A 17,022-nucleotide genomic window follows, 5' to 3' on the forward strand; every position below is an offset into this window, starting at 1 on the left:
TCAAATTAAACTATTTCTATAAAAATTATAAATAGTAATTTATCTAGGTTTATAAAAAATACTAGAATCCTTAAATAAAATAAAAACTAAGGAGGGAGAAAGAATGATTAGAGTTGTTCACTATATAAACCAATTCTATGCTGGTATAGGTGGCGAAGAAAAAGCTGATTATAAACCAGAACTTAGAGAAGGTTTTGTAGGTCCAGGAATGGGATTAAATGGCCTATTTAAAGGAGAAGCACAAATAGTAAACACTATTATTTGTGGTGATTCATATTTTAATGAAAATATGGATGATGCAAAAGCTGAAATCATTGAAATGGTTAAAAAATGTAATGCAGATTTATTTATTGCAGGACCTGCTTTTAATGCTGGTAGATATGGAGTTGCCTGTGGTAGCATATGTAAAAAAGTTGAAGATGTACTAGGCATTAAAACTCTTACAGCAATGTATCCTGAAAATCCTGGTGTTGATTTATTTAAAAAATATTTATACATTGTTGAAACAAAAAATAGTGCAGTTGGTATGAGAAAAGCTCTTCCAGTTATAGCTAAACTTGCATTAAAAATAGCTAAGGGAGAGAAAATAGGAAGTCCAGCTGAAGAAGGCTATATTGAAAGAGGAATAAGAGAAAATTATTTTGCAGAAGAAAGAGGCTCAAAAAGAGCTGTTAATATGCTTGTTAAAAAACTTAAAGGTGAGGAATTCCAAACAGAATTTAAAATGCCAAACTTTGATAGAGTTACTCCAAGTAAACCTATCTTAGATATAACTAAAGCAAAAATTGCAATAGTTACATCTGGTGGTATAGTTCCAAAAGGAAATCCAGATCATATTGAATCATCATCAGCTTCAAAATATGGTGAATATGACATTGAAGGTATTGATGATTTAACAGCAGAAACTTTTGAAACAGCACATGGTGGATATGATCCAACTTATGCAAATGAAGATGCTGACCGAGTTATCCCTGTTGATGTTTTAAGAAGTATGGAAAAAGAAGGAAAAATAGGTTCTCTTTATAGATACTTCTATTCAACAGTTGGAAATGGTACAGCAGTTGCATCTGCTAAAAAATTCGGACAAGAAATAGGAAAGAAATTATTAGATGCTGGAGTGGACGCCATTATACTTACTTCCACTTGAGGAACTTGTACACGTTGCGGTGCAACTCTTGTTAAAGAAATTGAAAGAACAGGTTTACCTGTAGTTCATATGTGTACAGTAACACCTATTTCTCTTACAGTTGGTGCTAACAGAATAGTTCCAACAATAGCAATACCACATCCTTTAGGTAACCCAGCACTATCTAAAGAAGATGAGTATGAATTGAGATATAGATTAACTGAAAAAGCTTTAGAAGCTCTTCAAACTGAAATTGAAGACCAAACATTATTTGAATAAAAATTTTTGAATATTAATTAAGGTTTTTAACCTATAAAAATCAAATATTTTTTTAAATAAAAATTTGAAGGCACTAGGCTAAAAAGTTCCTGGTGCCTTTTAAATATAGGAGGTATAAATATGGATTTTCCAGTAATCAAAAAAAGTTCTTATGTTTTAATTAATACACCAGATATGGTTATCCATAATGGTACAACTCAAACTATGGAAAGATTATCAAATCCTGATTCAGAATATTTAAAGGAAATAAAAAATCATTTGAGATCTTTTAAAGATGTTGTTGAGTATGCTCCAAATCAAACTTATATAGGTAACATGGATCCAGTTGAATTATCTGAAAGAAAAAGACCTTGGTATAATGAAAATGTAGAAGGCGCTTCTCGATATGGTAAATTTGGAGAAATAATGCCAGAGGATGAATTTTATATATTACTAAAATTATCTGACTCTTTTGATTTAGTTAAATTAGAAAAAGATTTTGTACAATTAACAAAGGAAAAACTTTTAAATCATCCTATTTTAAAAGATAAATTATCCTCTATTAAAGAGGGAGAAGATATTAGTGAAATAAATAAATTAGTAGAAAATCATATTGCAGAAGGTTTATATATAAATGATAAGTTAGTAGGATGTGTTAAGAGAGCCCATGAATTTGATGTAAACCTTAACTCTCATACTTTAATTGAAAATTTAGTAGTTAAAGCATCAGGTGCACTATCTTTAATGCATTTATGTGATGGAAATAATGTAAAACCTGAAGATATAGATTATATAATAGAATGTTCTGAGGAAGCTATTGGAGATATGAACCAAAGAGGTGGAGGTAACGTTGCTAAAGCTGTTGGTGAAGTAGCTGGATGTAAAAATGCTACTGGTGTTGATATGAGAGGATTCTGTGCAGGTCCTAGCCATGCATTAATAACTGCTTCTGCCCTTGTAAAATCAGGAATATATAAAAATGTAGTTATAGTTGGTGGTGGATGTACTGCAAAACTTGGAATGAATGGACGAGATCACGTTAAAAAAGGTCTTAAAATACTAGAAGATTGTATTGGTGGATTTGCAATTTTAGTAAGTGAAAATGATGGTGTAAACCCAGTTCTTAGAACTGATATTGTAGGAAGACATACAATAGGTCATGGTGCTTCTCCACAAGCTGTATTAGAAGCTCTTGTTTTAGATCCATTAGAAAAAGCAAATCTTAAAATAACTGATATAGATAAGTTTGCTCCAGAAATGCAAACTCCAGATATAACAGAACCTGCTGGTGCTGGTGATGTTCCAACTCAAAACTATAAGATGATAGGTGCTCTAGCAGTTAAAAAAGGCCAATTAGACAGAAAACAATTACCAAACTTTGTTAAAGAAAAAGGATATCCAGGCTTTGCTCCAACTCAAGGTCATATTCCATCAGGAGTACCAATAGTTGGACATGGTGTAGATAAAATATTAAATGGTGAATTAAATAACTTCATGATTATAGGTAAAGGTAGCCTATTCCTAGGTAGAATGACAAATCTTTTTGATGGTGTATCTATTGTTGTAGAAAAAAATGAAGGACTACAAAAAGAAGAAAATCAAGTTACTAAGGAAGAAGTTAAGACCATGGTAGCAGAAGCTATGAAAGATTTTGCTGCTTACTTAATGCAAAATAATTAAGGAGCGTGATATCATGGAAAATAATAATGCAAAAAAACTTATTGGTGAAATATTTAATGAAATAGCCGATGGAATATCTACTGGTAGTTTTGGTCCTAAAGTAAAAATTGGTTTAACTGTTTTAGGTAGTGAACATGGAATAGATGAAATGATTTCTGCAGCTAAACTTGCAAAAAGCAAATATAAAGATTTCGATATAGTTTTAATTGGTGGAAATAAAATTCCTGATTTTGAAGTAATTGAAGCTACTACTCCAGAAGAAAGTCACCATAAAATGCTTGAACTTTTAGAAAGTGGTTATATAGATGGTTGCGTAACTCAACATTTTGATTTTCCAATAGGTGTTTCAACTGTTGGAAAAGTTTTAACTCCTGGAAAAGGAAAAGAAATGATAATTGCAACAACAACTGGAACAACATCTACTAATAGAATTGAAGGAATGATTTTAAATACTATTGGTGGAATAAGTGTTGCTAAAGCTTTAGGAATAAATGAGCCTAAAATTGGAATTTTAAATATTGAAGGTGCTAGAAAGGTTGAGAATCTTTTAAAGGAATTAAAAGAAAATGGTTATAATATAGAATTTGCAAAATCAGGTAGAGCTGATGGTGGTGCTGTTATGAGAGGTAACGATTTATTAGCTGGAACACCTGATGTTATGATATGTGATTCTTTAACTGGAAATTTATTAATTAAAATGTTCTCCTCCTTTACAACTGGCGGCTATTATGAAACTTTAGGTGCAGGTTATGGACCAGGAATTGGAGAAGATTATAATTATCTTGTAAACATAGTTTCAAGAGCATCTGGTGCTCCACTTATATGTGAAGCTTTAAAATATTGTGCAACTTGTGCTCAAAATAAAGTTTTAGAAAAGGCTAATTTAGAATTTAAAAATGCTAAAAATGCTAAATTAGATGAAATAATTGCAAAAGGAACTACTGAAAAGAAAATAGAATCTAAAGAAATTAAAATGCCACCTAAAAAGGTAGTAACAGAAGCTATTGCTGGAATAGATATATTAGAACTTGATAATGCTTGTAAAGTTCTTTGGAGTAATTCTATTTATTCAGAAAGTGGTATGGGATGTACAGGCCCTGTAGTTTTAGTAGCAAAAGAAGATATTGATAATGCTCTAAAAATATTAACTTCTGAAGGATATAAATAATTATAAATTTTAAAAATATATAAAAAACCCATAGAGACATATAAAAAATATACTCTATGGGCTTTTTGTATTATTTTTTCATTAAGATAAAATTAAGGATATATTTTAAAATATACCCTTAATTTATATGATAGCTATTTTAATAAAGTTATTTTTGTATCAATTACTTCAGGTTCTCTCTTAAATAGGAATTCTCCCTTTCTAACTGAACAGTTAACTCCTACTCTTTCAAGTATTGCATCAAATTCATTTTTTGCATTTAAAACTATAAAGTTAGCATCCTTTCCTACTTCTATACCATATTTATCTTGTATATGAAGAGTTTTTGCACCATTTGTTGTAATTAAATCTAAAGCATTATTAATTTCATCAAAAGACATCATATGACATATATGAATTCCTGCATCTAATATATTCATTAAATTACCATTTCCTAACGGATACCATGGATCTGAAATTGAATCCTGTGCAAAACAAACATTAATTCCTGCATCATTTAATTCTTTAACTCTTGTAAGTCCTCTTCTCTTTGGATATGTATCATATCTTCCTTGTAAATGAATATTTTCTGTTGGACATGATATGAAATTCATCTTTGATAATTTTAAAAGTTTAAATAATTTAAATGCATAAGCATTATTATATGAACCCATAGCACAAGTATGACTTGCTGTTGTAAGCTCTCCAATTCCATTCATATAAGATTCTGCTGCTAAAAGTTCAACAAATCTTGATTGATCATCATCAGTTTCATCGCAGTGAACATCAATTAATTTATTATACTTCATTGCAAGCTCTACAGTTTTCTTAACTGACTTCTCTCCCATTTCTCTTGTAAATTCAAAATGAGGAATAGCTCCAACTACATCAGCACCCATTTTTAATGCTTCCTCTACTAATTCATCTCCACCTTTATATGAATACATTCCTTCTTGTGGGAATGCTATAATTTGTATATCAACAATATCCTTTACTTCTTCTTTTAATTCCATAATTGCTTTTAAACAAGTAAAATTTGGATCTGTTACATCTACGTGAGTTCTAAGATATTGAGTTCCATATAAGATTTCCTTTTTTAAAGCAATTCTAGCACGCTCTTTTACTTCTTCTACTGTCATATTTCCTTTTGTTTCAGACCATCTTTGAATTCCTTCAAAAAGAGTACCTGTTCCATTACTTGCACCTGGCATACGAGCTGTATATACGTAGTCTAAGTGAATATGTGGATCAACATATGGTGGTACAACTAAGTCTCCCTTTAAATCATAACTTTCTACATCTTTATATTTTGCAGAAAGATTTGGACCTATTTCTTTATAAACACCATTTTCAACAAGTAAATCAACTAATGTTTCATTTCCTTTTAATCTAGCATTTTTAAATAGAATAACTTTCATTATAAATAATCTCCCTTCAGTTTTGGCAATTTACTTTTATTAATAATTTACATTATTTTTAGTAGTAGCCTTTCAATAAGGGAAGTTTATCACGAAAATATTACCCAGTCATTGTATCAAATATACAATAATATTTTAATATTACTGTGCACATAAAGAACATATTTTTATAGATAGATTTGTATTTTTAGTACATTGTCACTAATATTCCATAACTGTATACTGGGAACATAATAAAAATTACAAAAAAAAATTTCAAATAAGGCTATATTTAATTCAGTTTTGATTTTTAGCTAGCTCTTTAGAAATATTTAAATTTTAAAATTACTATTTATTAAAATGTTCTTATAGTCCTAGCTAAAAACCAACATTCAATTAAAATATACGCTTTAGTAAAAATAATATTAAGACAAGAAAAGGGGACTTTATTATGTACGAAAACGTAAAAATGGAAAACATGACATGGAAAGAATTCGCAAAGAAAAAAGATGACGTAATTATATTACCAATAGGATCTACAGAACAACATGGACCTCATCTTCCAACTTGCGTAGATACTGTACTTGCTAATGGATTTGCTTATAGAATTGCTGAAAAAATAAATGGTGTTGTAGCACCTGCTCTTTCATATGGATACAAATCAAAACCATTAAGTGGTGGTGGTCCATTATTCCCAGGAACTATTGATTTAAATGGAGCTACATTACAAGCCTTAGTAATGGATATAATTGATGAATTTGTTCGTGATGGATTTAAAAAGATATTTATATTAAGTGCTCACTTTGAAAATGAAGTATTTATTGTAGAAGCTATGGATTTATGTTCTGCAAAATATGGAGATAAAGTTCAATTACTTCTTACTAACTGGTGGGATCCAATGTCACCTGATGTAATTGACAAAGTTTTTGATGAAGTACCATTCCCAGGTTGGGCTTTAGAACATGCAGCTGTTACAGAAACATCATTAATGATGTATTTTGCACCAGAACTTGTTAGAGAAGATAAAATATTAGATACAGAAAATGAAAGTCCTGCAACTTACTACAGATACCCAATAGAAAAGGATATTGTTCCTGAAACTGGAATACTTGCATCAGCTAAATCTTCATCAGCTGAAAGAGGAAAAATAATCGTTGATGATGTTATTCCAAACATTATTAAAATTATTGATAAAGCTTTTAAATAATATATAATAAGTTAATAATATTTAATAAATTTATGTAGAAAAAGTAGGTATATTATGAAAACAAAAGGAATTATTTTAACTATGCTATCTTCAATTACCTTTGGTTTTGCCTTTACCCTTGGCCCTATGACCTATGGTCTTGAAGGAAGCAACCCTGTAACACTAACCTTTTTGAGAAACTTTTTAAGTTTACCATTTTTATTAGTAATTATTTTGCTTTTAAAAATAAACTTAAAGGTTACAAAAAAACAACTTAGAGATTTAATAATACTTGGCTTTGTTGGAAATGCAATAACAACATTAATGTTAAATATGGCTTTTGCTTATATAGATGTTGGAATAGTTACACCAATTCACTTTACTTACCCAATATTTGTAACACTTGGTTGTGTAATATTCTTCCATGAAAAATTAAGTAAGCAAAAAGTATTAGCACTAATTATAGCTATGTCTGGTATAGGATGTTTCTTCATTACTGCACTTACTTCAGCATCTCTTGGAGCTAGTACACTACTTGGCTTAATTTTATCCATAGCATCTGGAATGTTTTATGCATTCTATATTATATTTATGGATAAAAGTGGTTTAAAAAGTGAACCACCTTTTAAAATAACATTCTATGTGGCAATATCTTCATCAATAGGTATGTTTATATATGGAATGATTACAAATCAACTTGTTTTATCTTCACTAACACCTAAAGCTTGGGGATTATCAGCAATATTTGCATTCCTATGCACAGTTGTTGCCCTATCATTACTACAAGTTGGTATTAAACATATTGGTGCTAGTGAAGCTGCTGTTATAAGTACTTTTGAACCTATAACAAGTGTTATATTTGGAGCAATACTTTTAGGTGAAGAAATAACATTAATCAAAGTTCTTGCATGTGCATTAATATTTGCAGGAGTTTTAATACTATCCTTTGCAAAAGAAAAAACACAAAATAATTCAAAAATAAATGAATCACTCACAAATCAATAATACAAAAAATAGACTATACCAAAATATATTTTGGTATAGTCTATTTTTATCTATATTTTATTTTGTAAATTAAGAAATTCATAAATCAATATGCTGTTAAAAAGTTCTAAATCAGTCATAGCATCATCTAAATCCCTTTGCAGAAGATTTTTAATTGTTGATAATCTATAAAGTAAAGTATTTCTATGAATAAAGAGTTCCTGAGATGTCTTTAATAAATGCCTATTGTTTTTAAAATAGCATTTTAAAGTTCCTATTAAATCCATACCATGATTTTTATCATATTCTAAAATAGGTCCTAAATTTTCATAACAATATTGATTAATATCCTTAACATCAGATAATTCAATAAGTAATCTTACAATACCTAAATCACTATATTTAATAACCTTTGAATCATTTTTATACATATCAATCATAGATAAAGCTTTAAAAGCTTCCTTATAACTTGTTTTTATATCAGAATTATTCTCTCTTATACGACTAAAACTTAAGCTCATTTCAATATACTCTGAATATCTAGAACTTATAAGTTTAAATATATCCTCAATATATTCTAAAGATTTTTTTGCATCTTCATAATCATTAGCAAATATTAAACTCATTAAATGATTTGCATATTCCATATGTATTAGGGTGTAATTTTTTTCATTTAAAACTTCACCTAAAGAATTTATTATATACTTACTGACATCTTCTATATCGTAAGAAATAGTTGACAACTTTGTAATTTTAAACATACAAATATAATGACAAGGTCTTAATTTTATATTATAAAATTCTGCTAAACTATTAATATCTTCATGTAATTTATCCTGTGAAAAAATAAGTGATTCAAGAAAATGCTTTCCATTTTTTGATTCTTCTCTTTTTTGTTCTATCTTTAAGAAAATTTCTTGTATAATGTCAATTAATTTAATATCCCAAGGCATTATAAATAATGGCAAACTCCTTTCATTTGCTCTATCTATCATACTATTTGATATACTATTTAAATGTTTATCATCAATCAAAATAACAATCCCAGATAGTCTTTTATTAATGCATTCATCAAGTAAAAGTAAAAGGTTTTCATCCTCTTCTTTATTATCTTTATAAATAACAAAAAGTAATTCTCCTCCATAAAGCCATTCTGAAATAGATTCTGTTGTCCTTACATATGGCAAAGAAATTTGATTATCTAATCCACTTTCTCCAGCTAACAGCTTTGCTTTTGAAAAGTATTTAAGTTGAAATAAAGCTTTGCAACAAAAACTCATAAGTCAATCCTCCTTATTCCATTTCATTCCACTTTATTATTTTACCATTTTTTATAAGTATATTAAACTTAATATTCTATCTTTATACATTTGCTTACTATATTTATTTTTAATGTATATCTTTTGAAAAATTGTTAATTTAATTGTATTATAATTGATAAACCCTAACCTTTAAAATATTATTTGAATTATTTGAAAATTTCGATTATAATAAAAATACATTAATTTAATTTTTTCTTTTTAAGGCAAGTTATACCTCTTTTAATTCTAACTTGCCTTTTATTCTACAAAATTTAGATTACTACTGCTCCGTCTACAGATAATATTTCACCGCTTATATAACTTGCCATATCAGATGCCAAAAATAAAAAAGCATTTGCTATATCCTCAGCTTCTCCTATTCTTCCAATAGGAATATTTCTAGCTATTCCATCTATTATATTTTTGTCAAGAGCTGCAACCATATCTGTTGCTATTACACCAGGTGCTACTGCATTGACTCTTATTCCATCTTTTCCAAGCTCCCTTGCTAAAGATTTAGTAAGTCCATTTACAGCAAATTTAGATGTTGGATATCCTACGCCTGTTTTTTGTCCATATAAGCTTACTACTGAACTTGTATTTAAAATAACTCCTGATTTTTCTTCTTTCATTATCTCTGAAAATATTTTAGAACAATTAAATATAGCTTGAACGTTAATGTCCATTATTTTGGAAAAGTTTTCTTGTGTTTGATCATATATTGTTTTATTATCACTTATTCCAGCATTGTTTATAAGAATATCTACTCTTCCCCATTTTTCTAAAATTAAATCTGCCATATGGTCTATTTCTTTTATGTTTAATAAGTCAGGATAAAAACCCATTACATCATAATTAGAGTTAATATTACGTATTTCATTTATAGCTTTATCAACTGTATCTTTTTTTGAACCACAAAGTGCAACCTTTGCGCCATTTAAAAGAAACTTTTTTACTGTAGCTAATCCTATCCCTCTAGTTCCACCAGTTACAACAACAACTTTATTTTTTAAACTTTTTGATAAACTATCCATTTCATACACCCCTACTTTTTAATAAGTTATTTTATACTTATATACTAATATAATGAAATAAAAATTTATTTTATACCTTTAAAAATTATATATATTTTTCTCTTTATAATATATTTATTAGCAAGATAATTTATAATAATCACTTATTTGAATAATAATTTATATTGTTAACTACAAAAGTTGTATTTCTTAAATATTTTTTGTCTATATAAAATAGAAAATGCTAATTACTAATAATTTTATTAGCAATTAGCATTTTCTATTTTAATTTCTTTAAGGCATTAACAACTAAAATATCTGCTGGTATCCATTCTTGATTTTCTAATTCATTAAATTTAATCCATTTAACATCATTATGAGCATTTAGCACTAACTCCCCACCTGTTATTTCACATATAAAAGAATGCATTGTTAGATGGAAATTTGGATAATCATACTCTATTGTATTTAAAAACTCTAATATATTTATGTCTAATTCTAATTCTTCTTTTATTTCTCTTTTTAAGGCTTCTTCTCTAGTTTCACCTTTTTCTATTTTTCCACCTGGAAACTCCCATATGTTTATAAATTCTCCATATCCTCTACGAGTTATAAATATTTTATCTTCTTTTCTTATTATAGCTGCTACTACTTCTATATTCTTCATATGTTAAACTCCTTACCTCTTGTAATTTTTAAATTTATAATATTATTTATTATAACAAACTTTCTAGTATTTTGACCTTATAAATGTTATACTATAATATATAATTATATGAAGGAGTTGGTATTAATGGCTAATACTGGAGATACTTACACAGTAAATTTACAACAGTCTCATCTTGGATGGGGAAATTATAGACATTCAAACACTAGATCTATTATTAATGGAGAAGGCTATATTCCTTTACCTATAAGATTTGCTAGAGAATTTAATATATTTAATTCAAATAATACTACTACAGGATTAGGATATAACTTATTTCACGCTTCATCAGCTGATAATTTTTTAAATAACGTGACACTTCTAGCACAAGGTTCTAGTTCTTCTGGAGATATATATGCAAAGCAATTTTCTGTTCAAGGTAATCTACAATTAATTGGCTCATGGTATGAATATCAAAATGCAACAACAGATAATTCAGTAAGAGTTACTTGGACATCACCAACTGATATTCTCCTTGAAATAATTTAAAAAATAATAACATAATAAAAAGCTAGCTTTTTATTATGTTATTATTTTTTAAATTTATTATAAATCAGATAACAGTATCTGCCTATTTACAGAAAATATATCTTTAATATTTTTATGAGTATAATTTTTAGATTCATATAATTCAACAAGTTTAATCATATTAGAAACACTCATTGCTGATCCTGCTATATTAGTAGCATTAACAATATCCATAATTTGAGAATTAATATTATTTCCAAAACCCCCAGCAATATATGAAAAAAATGAAAGTGGAACACTAAAATTGCTATAATTCTTCAAATTTTTTATATAATTATAAATCATTCTATTACGATGATCATTACTTACAGTATATTTACTATAAGCTTTATTATCTATAATAGCTTGATAGCCATCTGAATTAGATAAAATTAACACATCAGGTGTAAGACCTATAGGTCCTACATGTTTAGTTTCAAAGCCAAACACATTTTTAAATAACTCAACTGTTGCTTTTTCAAAATCTGTAGCCTTATCCCTTCCCTTAAATGCCATTTCAAAATACGCTGTCATAAACCCACCAATAGATCCACTTGGATATAACTTCAACAGCACTTCTTCTACCAATTTATCATTAAATCCTGTTTGCTCAACAATTTTATCTACAAGATTAGTAGTTATTTTAGTTATTGGATGTTTTAATGATTCTGCAATATAGGCTTGTTTAATTTTTTGTTCCGCAATTATTTTTACTGTAATAACTCTAGCCTCAGTAAGATTTCTTGTATCCTTTTTGTGCTTCGGATCAAGACCATACTTTCTTTGAAAATATTCATATTCTTCAGGGCGATCAATAAAAGGTAAAGATTTAGATAAAATTTTTTGAACTTCCAACCGCTTATCATCAAGAATACGAACTTGTCCACTGTGTCTTTTTACAAGTTGAGTATACTCTAACCAGTTTACAATAGTATTAGCTAAATCCATCAAATGACTAAATGGATGACTTGGATTAACTTCTCCTTTTGATGGTTTATATTTATCAAAATAATCCTCCTCATAAATAATATCTCCTCTTTGCCTAAACTCCAAAATTTCATTTACTATATATTTATAACATTTATCAGTTTCATTTTCTGCTTTAGTAACTATAATTTTAGCAATTTCTTCTTCTGTTAAATATTCTATTTCTTTATCATTTAATAATTTTAGAAGAAATCTAAAAGGCCTAATTTTAAATCTTGGAGCAACTTTAACCCCACGCCCTAAAGAAAAAGCAGATGGAAATTGATATTTTAAAATCTGATTCTTAAGTACTTCAACAGGCGAATCCCCAGACATTATAGCTTCACCTGCTAATGTTAACTTTATCTTTCCTGTAGATTTTTGTGTAAATATTAATCCTAAACTACTAACCCAAGCCTTATATGTTCTAGCGCCACCACCAGTATGATCTCTTCTTTCACCTTTACGCTTTATCCCAGCTTGTTCCAATGCTTCTTCAAAAGATAAATGAGATTCCCTTTGCCCTTTCCACTCTTGATCTAATGCAATTTCTGAAAAAGTTGCTAGTACATCCGGAATTGAATTTAATTTTCGTTTTGGCCTTGTTACCCACCAATAATTTAACAAATAACTCACTCCTATTGCTTAATATTACATGGAACATATTCATAGTCAATACCAGCAAATGTTCTTAATACAGCTTCAAATATAATTTTTGCTCCTTTTGCTGGAACTGCCATCCCAATCTGTTTTCTTACACTTTCTTTTGAACCTTTAAAAACATAATCATCTGGGAAAGTCTGTAACCTAGCTCTTTCTCTATTAGTTAAAGCTCTTGGTTCTGAATAGTGATATATATGTGTTCCTCCTCCACCTGATCCTGTTACTGTATAGGCAGGTTTAGTAGGATCCAATCTCTTATATATTTGACTTATCTTTGCTCCTTTTACATTTAATTGTAATCTATCAGGTAAATTTGCTGTAAATGCATTTTCTCCTGGTTTTATATGAGATAGTCTCTCAGTTACTATTGATGATTGCCTTGTTAACTCATTATTTGATGCATTCTCAGGTATTGGTGGTATTTCTAATGCGCTTTTAGAAGTATTATCCACTCTAGAATATGGTGCTGGAGAAGGTACTCTAAATACAAAAGGTAGATCTTCCCGAATTCCTACAATGATTATTCTATGCCTTGCTTGTGGTATTCCATATTGTTCGAATTTATATAAATGAGGATATAATTTATATCCTGATTTTTCTAAATCTCTCAATATCTTGTTAAAAGCTTTACCTGCATTTGCTGATCTTAAGCCACCTACATTTTCAGCTAAAAACCATTTTGGCTTATACTTTTTTAGTATTTTTACACCATATGTATATAAAGGACCATAATCTCCGTCAAATCCTTTTTGTTCACCTACAACAGAAAAGTCATTACATGGAAAACCAAATGCTAATGCATCTATAGGATCAAGATAATTTATATCAAGCTTTCTTACATCCTGACAAATAACAGATTCTGGATTATTAGGACATATATTATGTATATATGTATCACATGTATCTCGATCATAATCATTTGCCCATTTATGAATTATCCTATATTCATTATTTTCAATTTCAGCTGATATAGCTCCATAAGCTAATCCTCCTGGACCACAAAATAACTCTCCTAATTTAAATATCATTTTAACATTCCTTTCCACATATGTTTTTATCAATTAATTACTATAAAATTTTTTATATTATACTTCTACTATTTCACCGTTTTTTTACAACTCTATTTTTTATTATTAAACTATATCAATTTATCTACAAACTTCTCAACAAAGTTTATATCAAATCATTTCATTATATCTTGCTACTTGAAAACTTTAACTAATATTGAAAAACTTACTTCATTATTTCATTCTTTGTAAGCTTAACTACAACCTCACCATGTGGTGTATTAGGGAACATATCTTTAATTCTAGTTCTTTCAATTCTATATCCAGCTTCAACTAATCCCTTAAGATCATTAACTAAAGTTTTAGGATTACAAGAAACATAAACAATTTCCTTAGCATCAAAATCAATTACATATTCTAAAGCCTTTGGACTAACTCCACTTCTTGGAGGATCCAAAATTATAATATCAGGTTTATCTTTAACCTCTTTAATAGTTTTAGCTACATCACCAGCTATAAATGTACAGTTATCAAGTCCATTAAGCTTAGCATTCTCCTTTGCAGCTTCTACTGCTTCCTCTATAAGCTCAAGTCCAATAACCTTCTTAGCTTTTGGTGCAACTATTTGACCTATTGTTCCTGTTCCGCAATAAAGGTCAAAAACAACCTTATTTTCTGAATCACCCATAAATTCTCTAACTATACTATAAAGACTTTCTGCTCCTTTAGTATTAGTTTGGAAAAATGAAAATGGTGAAATCTTAAATTTTAATCCTAAAAGTTCTTCCATAATATAATCTTTTCCATAAAGAAGATTAACCTTCTCTGGATAAACTACATCAGAAAATGAATTATTTTCTGTATGAAGAAGTGAAACTAATTCTCCATCAAAATCTAATCCTTTTATAATATTAGCCCACTCTGTTAAATCAAAATCTACCTGTGTTGTTGTAACAAGATTTACTAAAAGTTCTCCTGTATTTTTAGCTTTTCTTATAACTAAATGTCTAAGGAAGCCTTCCCTTTTCATTACTCTATAATAAGGAAGTCCTGTTTCTTTAAAGTATTCAACTGTAGCTTTAATTACTTTTCTAAAATCTTCGTCTACAAGCTTACACTTATCAACAGTTATAATTCCAAAACTTGCATTTTTCATATGCATTCCAAGAGAAAGTTCTGCACCTTTATATTCATCTCCAAAGGTAAACTCCATCTTATTTCTATATTCCCATTGTTCTACACTTCCAGTTACCCCTTCATATTCTCCAGTTGTAACCTCAGCATTTTTAAATAATTCTAAAACCTCATTGCCTAAAAACTCTAATTGTTTTTCATAAGTAAGATTTTGTGATGAACATCCTCCACAAATTCCAAAACAAGGACACTTTGATTCTATTTCATAAGGTGCCTTTTCTAAAACTTCCAAAAGCTTAACGTCTGTATATTCAGCTCTATTTTTTTTAACTCTTCCTTTTATTGTTTGCCCAGGAAATACATTTTTAACACGTACTTCTTTATCATTTAAAGTTGATATACCCACTGATGGGAATTCAGTTCTTTCTATTTTAACTGTTACTTCGCTTCCTCTTCTCACTTTTTTTCTCCTATCAATTAAATTATACTATTGATAATATTCTCTTACCAATAGTTCTTTTGTTCTTTATTTCAAATAAAGGTAAGTAAAATACATTAACTATTACATAAATTATAAGTAATATTGATGTTGGTTCAATTATCATATAACCAAGTAATCCTATTACTAAATCAAATATTAATAAAATTATTGCTGATATACCAAGTATAACTGCTTGATCCAAAACACTTGCAAATAACTTCTTTAAAAATGATGGATTTGAATCTAATCCGTCTATTTCATATTTATTATCATCTTCATCTAATTTATTTTCAATAGTATTAATATCATCATTTTCTTTTACTTCTATTTTTTCTTCAAGTTCTTTTTCATTTTTTTCTATTTTTTCTTCAATTTTTATATCTTCATCTATGTTAAGATCTTTTTTATTTTTAATGTCCATATCATCCTTACTCATAATAATCCTCCTGTTTATTTTATTCCTTCATTATCTTTAACAAATTTATAGACTTTAGTTGATAATGTATATACTATATATTCTTTGCTTACTGCAAATTCTTCTGATAATCCATTTATATTATCTTTCATAACCCCTTCACCATTGCCATTTTTTATTATGTCTAATATTTTTTTATTTATATCTTTATAATTTCTATCTGAAACTCCAGTCATTATTGATGCATATTTAGCTATTGATGTATCTCCTAAATTAAATTTATTATCTTTTATTGCATTTTTACCATCAAATTTAAGTGAAAGTTTTAATTGTATTCTTCCAGAATTTTGATTATCTCCAAAAAGTTGTGATTCAAATTGCATACTTTCAAGTTTATTAGGTTCTGGGTCTTTATTATCTAAATATATAGACTTTACATTTGCTGTTGCACCATTAATTTGCTTAACTTTATCATCTTTTTTATAATCTAAATCAAATTCTTTTGTTTGATCTTCAATTTTACCCATTAATTCATTGCTCTTATCAACAAAACCATTATGTGTAAAATCTTTTATCCAATCACCTTTTAAATTCTTGAAATCATCTTGATTATCTATATTAACTTCAGCCTGCTTTTTATTTTCTTCTGCATTTTTATGTTCTTTATTATTTCCACATCCTGCTAATGAAACCATTAAAACAGTTGCTATTGCTAAACCTATAATTTTTTTAGACATATTTTTACCTCCTAAATATGCTCATCATTTATTAAAATTCATCATATTTTTTAATTATATCATTCATTCTATTATTTTTACAATATTGCTATATTATTTTACAATATTTTTCTTATGTTAGTATTTATATTCACCATAAAAAAGAGAGGGCAATTTTTTTCATACTTTAAACATTTATGCACTCTCTAAATAATTACTTAATACAATATGTATTGTTATAACTATACTTAATTTACTTTAAAATTAAATTATAAAAATTTATAATGAATCTCTATTATTAATTATACATTAAAGATTAATGCTAATTATAATAT

Annotated in this window: 15 protein-coding genes; 6 read left to right on the forward strand and 9 right to left on the reverse strand. The window is 28.1% G+C overall.

The genetic code is table 11. The features are described from left to right. Positions 1-103 precede the first annotated feature (103 nt). The 3 genes from grdB (at position 104) to grdD (ending at position 4,232) form a co-directional block, all read left to right on the forward strand. Positions 104-1,405: a glycine reductase complex selenoprotein B gene (gene grdB / locus J2Z53_RS03315; protein WP_209795796.1), complete on the forward strand. Its 1,302-nt coding sequence runs from the start codon at positions 104-106 to the stop codon at positions 1,403-1,405. 120 nt (positions 1,406-1,525) lie between these two features. Further along, a complete protein-coding gene (gene grdC, locus J2Z53_RS03320; protein WP_209795797.1) occupies positions 1,526-3,064 on the forward strand; it encodes a glycine/sarcosine/betaine reductase complex component C subunit beta in 1,539 nt (512 codons plus the stop codon). 13 nt (positions 3,065-3,077) lie between these two features. Continuing rightward, on the forward strand, positions 3,078-4,232 hold the full coding sequence (gene grdD / locus J2Z53_RS03325) for a glycine/sarcosine/betaine reductase complex component C subunit alpha (RefSeq protein WP_209795798.1): 1,155 nt from the start codon (positions 3,078-3,080) through the stop codon (positions 4,230-4,232). Positions 4,233-4,366: 134 nt separating this feature from the next. On the opposite strand, the gene codA is transcribed toward grdD, so the two are convergent. After that, positions 4,367-5,629, reverse strand: coding sequence for a cytosine deaminase (gene codA / locus J2Z53_RS03330; protein WP_209795799.1), 1,263 nt, complete (start codon positions 5,627-5,629; stop codon positions 4,367-4,369). Positions 5,630-6,059: 430 nt separating this feature from the next. On the opposite strand from codA, the gene J2Z53_RS03335 reads away from it, so the two are divergent. Both J2Z53_RS03335 and J2Z53_RS03340 read left to right on the forward strand, forming a co-directional pair. Then, positions 6,060-6,815, forward strand: a complete 756-nt coding sequence (locus J2Z53_RS03335; protein ID WP_209795800.1) for a creatininase — start codon at positions 6,060-6,062, stop codon at positions 6,813-6,815. 54 nt (positions 6,816-6,869) lie between these two features. Further along, a complete protein-coding gene (locus J2Z53_RS03340) occupies positions 6,870-7,799 on the forward strand; it encodes a DMT family transporter (RefSeq protein ID WP_209795801.1) in 930 nt (309 codons plus the stop codon). A 50-nt stretch (positions 7,800-7,849) separates the two neighbouring features. Here J2Z53_RS03340 and J2Z53_RS03345 read toward each other — a convergent pair whose 3' ends face one another. The 3 genes from J2Z53_RS03345 to mutT all read right to left on the reverse strand — a co-directional run bounded on the left by J2Z53_RS03345 (position 7,850) and on the right by mutT (position 10,759). After that, entirely contained in the window at positions 7,850-9,058 is a 1,209-nt protein-coding gene (locus tag J2Z53_RS03345) for a PucR family transcriptional regulator (RefSeq protein ID WP_209795802.1), read from the reverse strand. Positions 9,059-9,351: 293 nt separating this feature from the next. Further along, complete coding sequence (locus tag J2Z53_RS03350) at positions 9,352-10,113, reverse strand: SDR family NAD(P)-dependent oxidoreductase (protein WP_209795803.1); 762 nt, start codon at positions 10,111-10,113, stop codon at positions 9,352-9,354. 259 nt (positions 10,114-10,372) lie between these two features. Then, positions 10,373-10,759 (reverse strand): 8-oxo-dGTP diphosphatase MutT, encoded by a 387-nt coding sequence (mutT, locus tag J2Z53_RS03355; protein WP_209795804.1) that lies wholly within the window; start codon positions 10,757-10,759, stop codon positions 10,373-10,375. Between the two features lie 126 nt (positions 10,760-10,885). Between mutT and J2Z53_RS03360 the strand changes: the two genes are divergently transcribed. After that, positions 10,886-11,287: a hypothetical protein gene (locus J2Z53_RS03360; RefSeq protein ID WP_209795805.1), complete on the forward strand. Its 402-nt coding sequence runs from the start codon at positions 10,886-10,888 to the stop codon at positions 11,285-11,287. Positions 11,288-11,344: 57 nt separating this feature from the next. Here J2Z53_RS03360 and J2Z53_RS03365 read toward each other — a convergent pair whose 3' ends face one another. The 5 genes from J2Z53_RS03365 to J2Z53_RS03385 form a co-directional block, all read right to left on the reverse strand. After that, positions 11,345-12,760 (reverse strand): restriction endonuclease FokI C-terminal domain-containing protein, encoded by a 1,416-nt coding sequence (locus J2Z53_RS03365; protein WP_234925756.1) that lies wholly within the window; start codon positions 12,758-12,760, stop codon positions 11,345-11,347. 149 nt (positions 12,761-12,909) lie between these two features. Then, the gene (locus J2Z53_RS03370) at positions 12,910-13,962 is read right to left on the reverse strand and encodes a DNA cytosine methyltransferase (protein WP_209795807.1); all 1,053 of its coding nucleotides are present in this window, start codon (positions 13,960-13,962) and stop codon (positions 12,910-12,912) included. Positions 13,963-14,167: 205 nt separating this feature from the next. Beyond that, positions 14,168-15,535, reverse strand: a complete 1,368-nt coding sequence (gene rlmD / locus J2Z53_RS03375) for a 23S rRNA (uracil(1939)-C(5))-methyltransferase RlmD (RefSeq protein WP_209795808.1) — start codon at positions 15,533-15,535, stop codon at positions 14,168-14,170. 22 nt (positions 15,536-15,557) lie between these two features. Beyond that, complete coding sequence (locus tag J2Z53_RS03380; RefSeq protein ID WP_209795809.1) at positions 15,558-15,992, reverse strand: RDD family protein; 435 nt, start codon at positions 15,990-15,992, stop codon at positions 15,558-15,560. A 14-nt stretch (positions 15,993-16,006) separates the two neighbouring features. Continuing rightward, positions 16,007-16,708, reverse strand: coding sequence for a hypothetical protein (locus J2Z53_RS03385; RefSeq protein ID WP_209795810.1), 702 nt, complete (start codon positions 16,706-16,708; stop codon positions 16,007-16,009). Positions 16,709-17,022 lie beyond the last annotated feature (314 nt).

Origin of the sequence: Clostridium moniliforme, assembly GCF_017873235.1 — a bacterium.
Classification (GTDB): domain Bacteria; phylum Bacillota; class Clostridia; order Clostridiales; family Clostridiaceae; genus Clostridium; species Clostridium moniliforme.

Bases quoted from the DNA above. Each gene is read 5' to 3' on its own strand.
- grdC (WP_209795797.1), top strand. From the start codon at position 1,526: ATGGATTTTCCAGTAATCAAAAAAAGTTCTTATGTTTTAATTAATACA.
- grdD (WP_209795798.1), top strand. From the start codon at position 3,078: ATGGAAAATAATAATGCAAAAAAACTTATTGGTGAAATATTTAATGAA.
- codA (WP_209795799.1), bottom strand. From the start codon at position 5,629: ATGAAAGTTATTCTATTTAAAAATGCTAGATTAAAAGGAAATGAAACA.
- J2Z53_RS03335 (WP_209795800.1), top strand. From the start codon at position 6,060: ATGTACGAAAACGTAAAAATGGAAAACATGACATGGAAAGAATTCGCA.
- J2Z53_RS03340 (WP_209795801.1), top strand. From the start codon at position 6,870: ATGAAAACAAAAGGAATTATTTTAACTATGCTATCTTCAATTACCTTT.
- J2Z53_RS03345 (WP_209795802.1), bottom strand. From the start codon at position 9,058: ATGAGTTTTTGTTGCAAAGCTTTATTTCAACTTAAATACTTTTCAAAA.
- J2Z53_RS03350 (WP_209795803.1), bottom strand. From the start codon at position 10,113: ATGGATAGTTTATCAAAAAGTTTAAAAAATAAAGTTGTTGTTGTAACT.
- mutT (WP_209795804.1), bottom strand. From the start codon at position 10,759: ATGAAGAATATAGAAGTAGTAGCAGCTATAATAAGAAAAGAAGATAAA.
- J2Z53_RS03360 (WP_209795805.1), top strand. From the start codon at position 10,886: ATGGCTAATACTGGAGATACTTACACAGTAAATTTACAACAGTCTCAT.
- J2Z53_RS03370 (WP_209795807.1), bottom strand. From the start codon at position 13,962: ATGATATTTAAATTAGGAGAGTTATTTTGTGGTCCAGGAGGATTAGCT.
- J2Z53_RS03380 (WP_209795809.1), bottom strand. From the start codon at position 15,992: ATGAGTAAGGATGATATGGACATTAAAAATAAAAAAGATCTTAACATA.
- J2Z53_RS03385 (WP_209795810.1), bottom strand. From the start codon at position 16,708: ATGTCTAAAAAAATTATAGGTTTAGCAATAGCAACTGTTTTAATGGTT.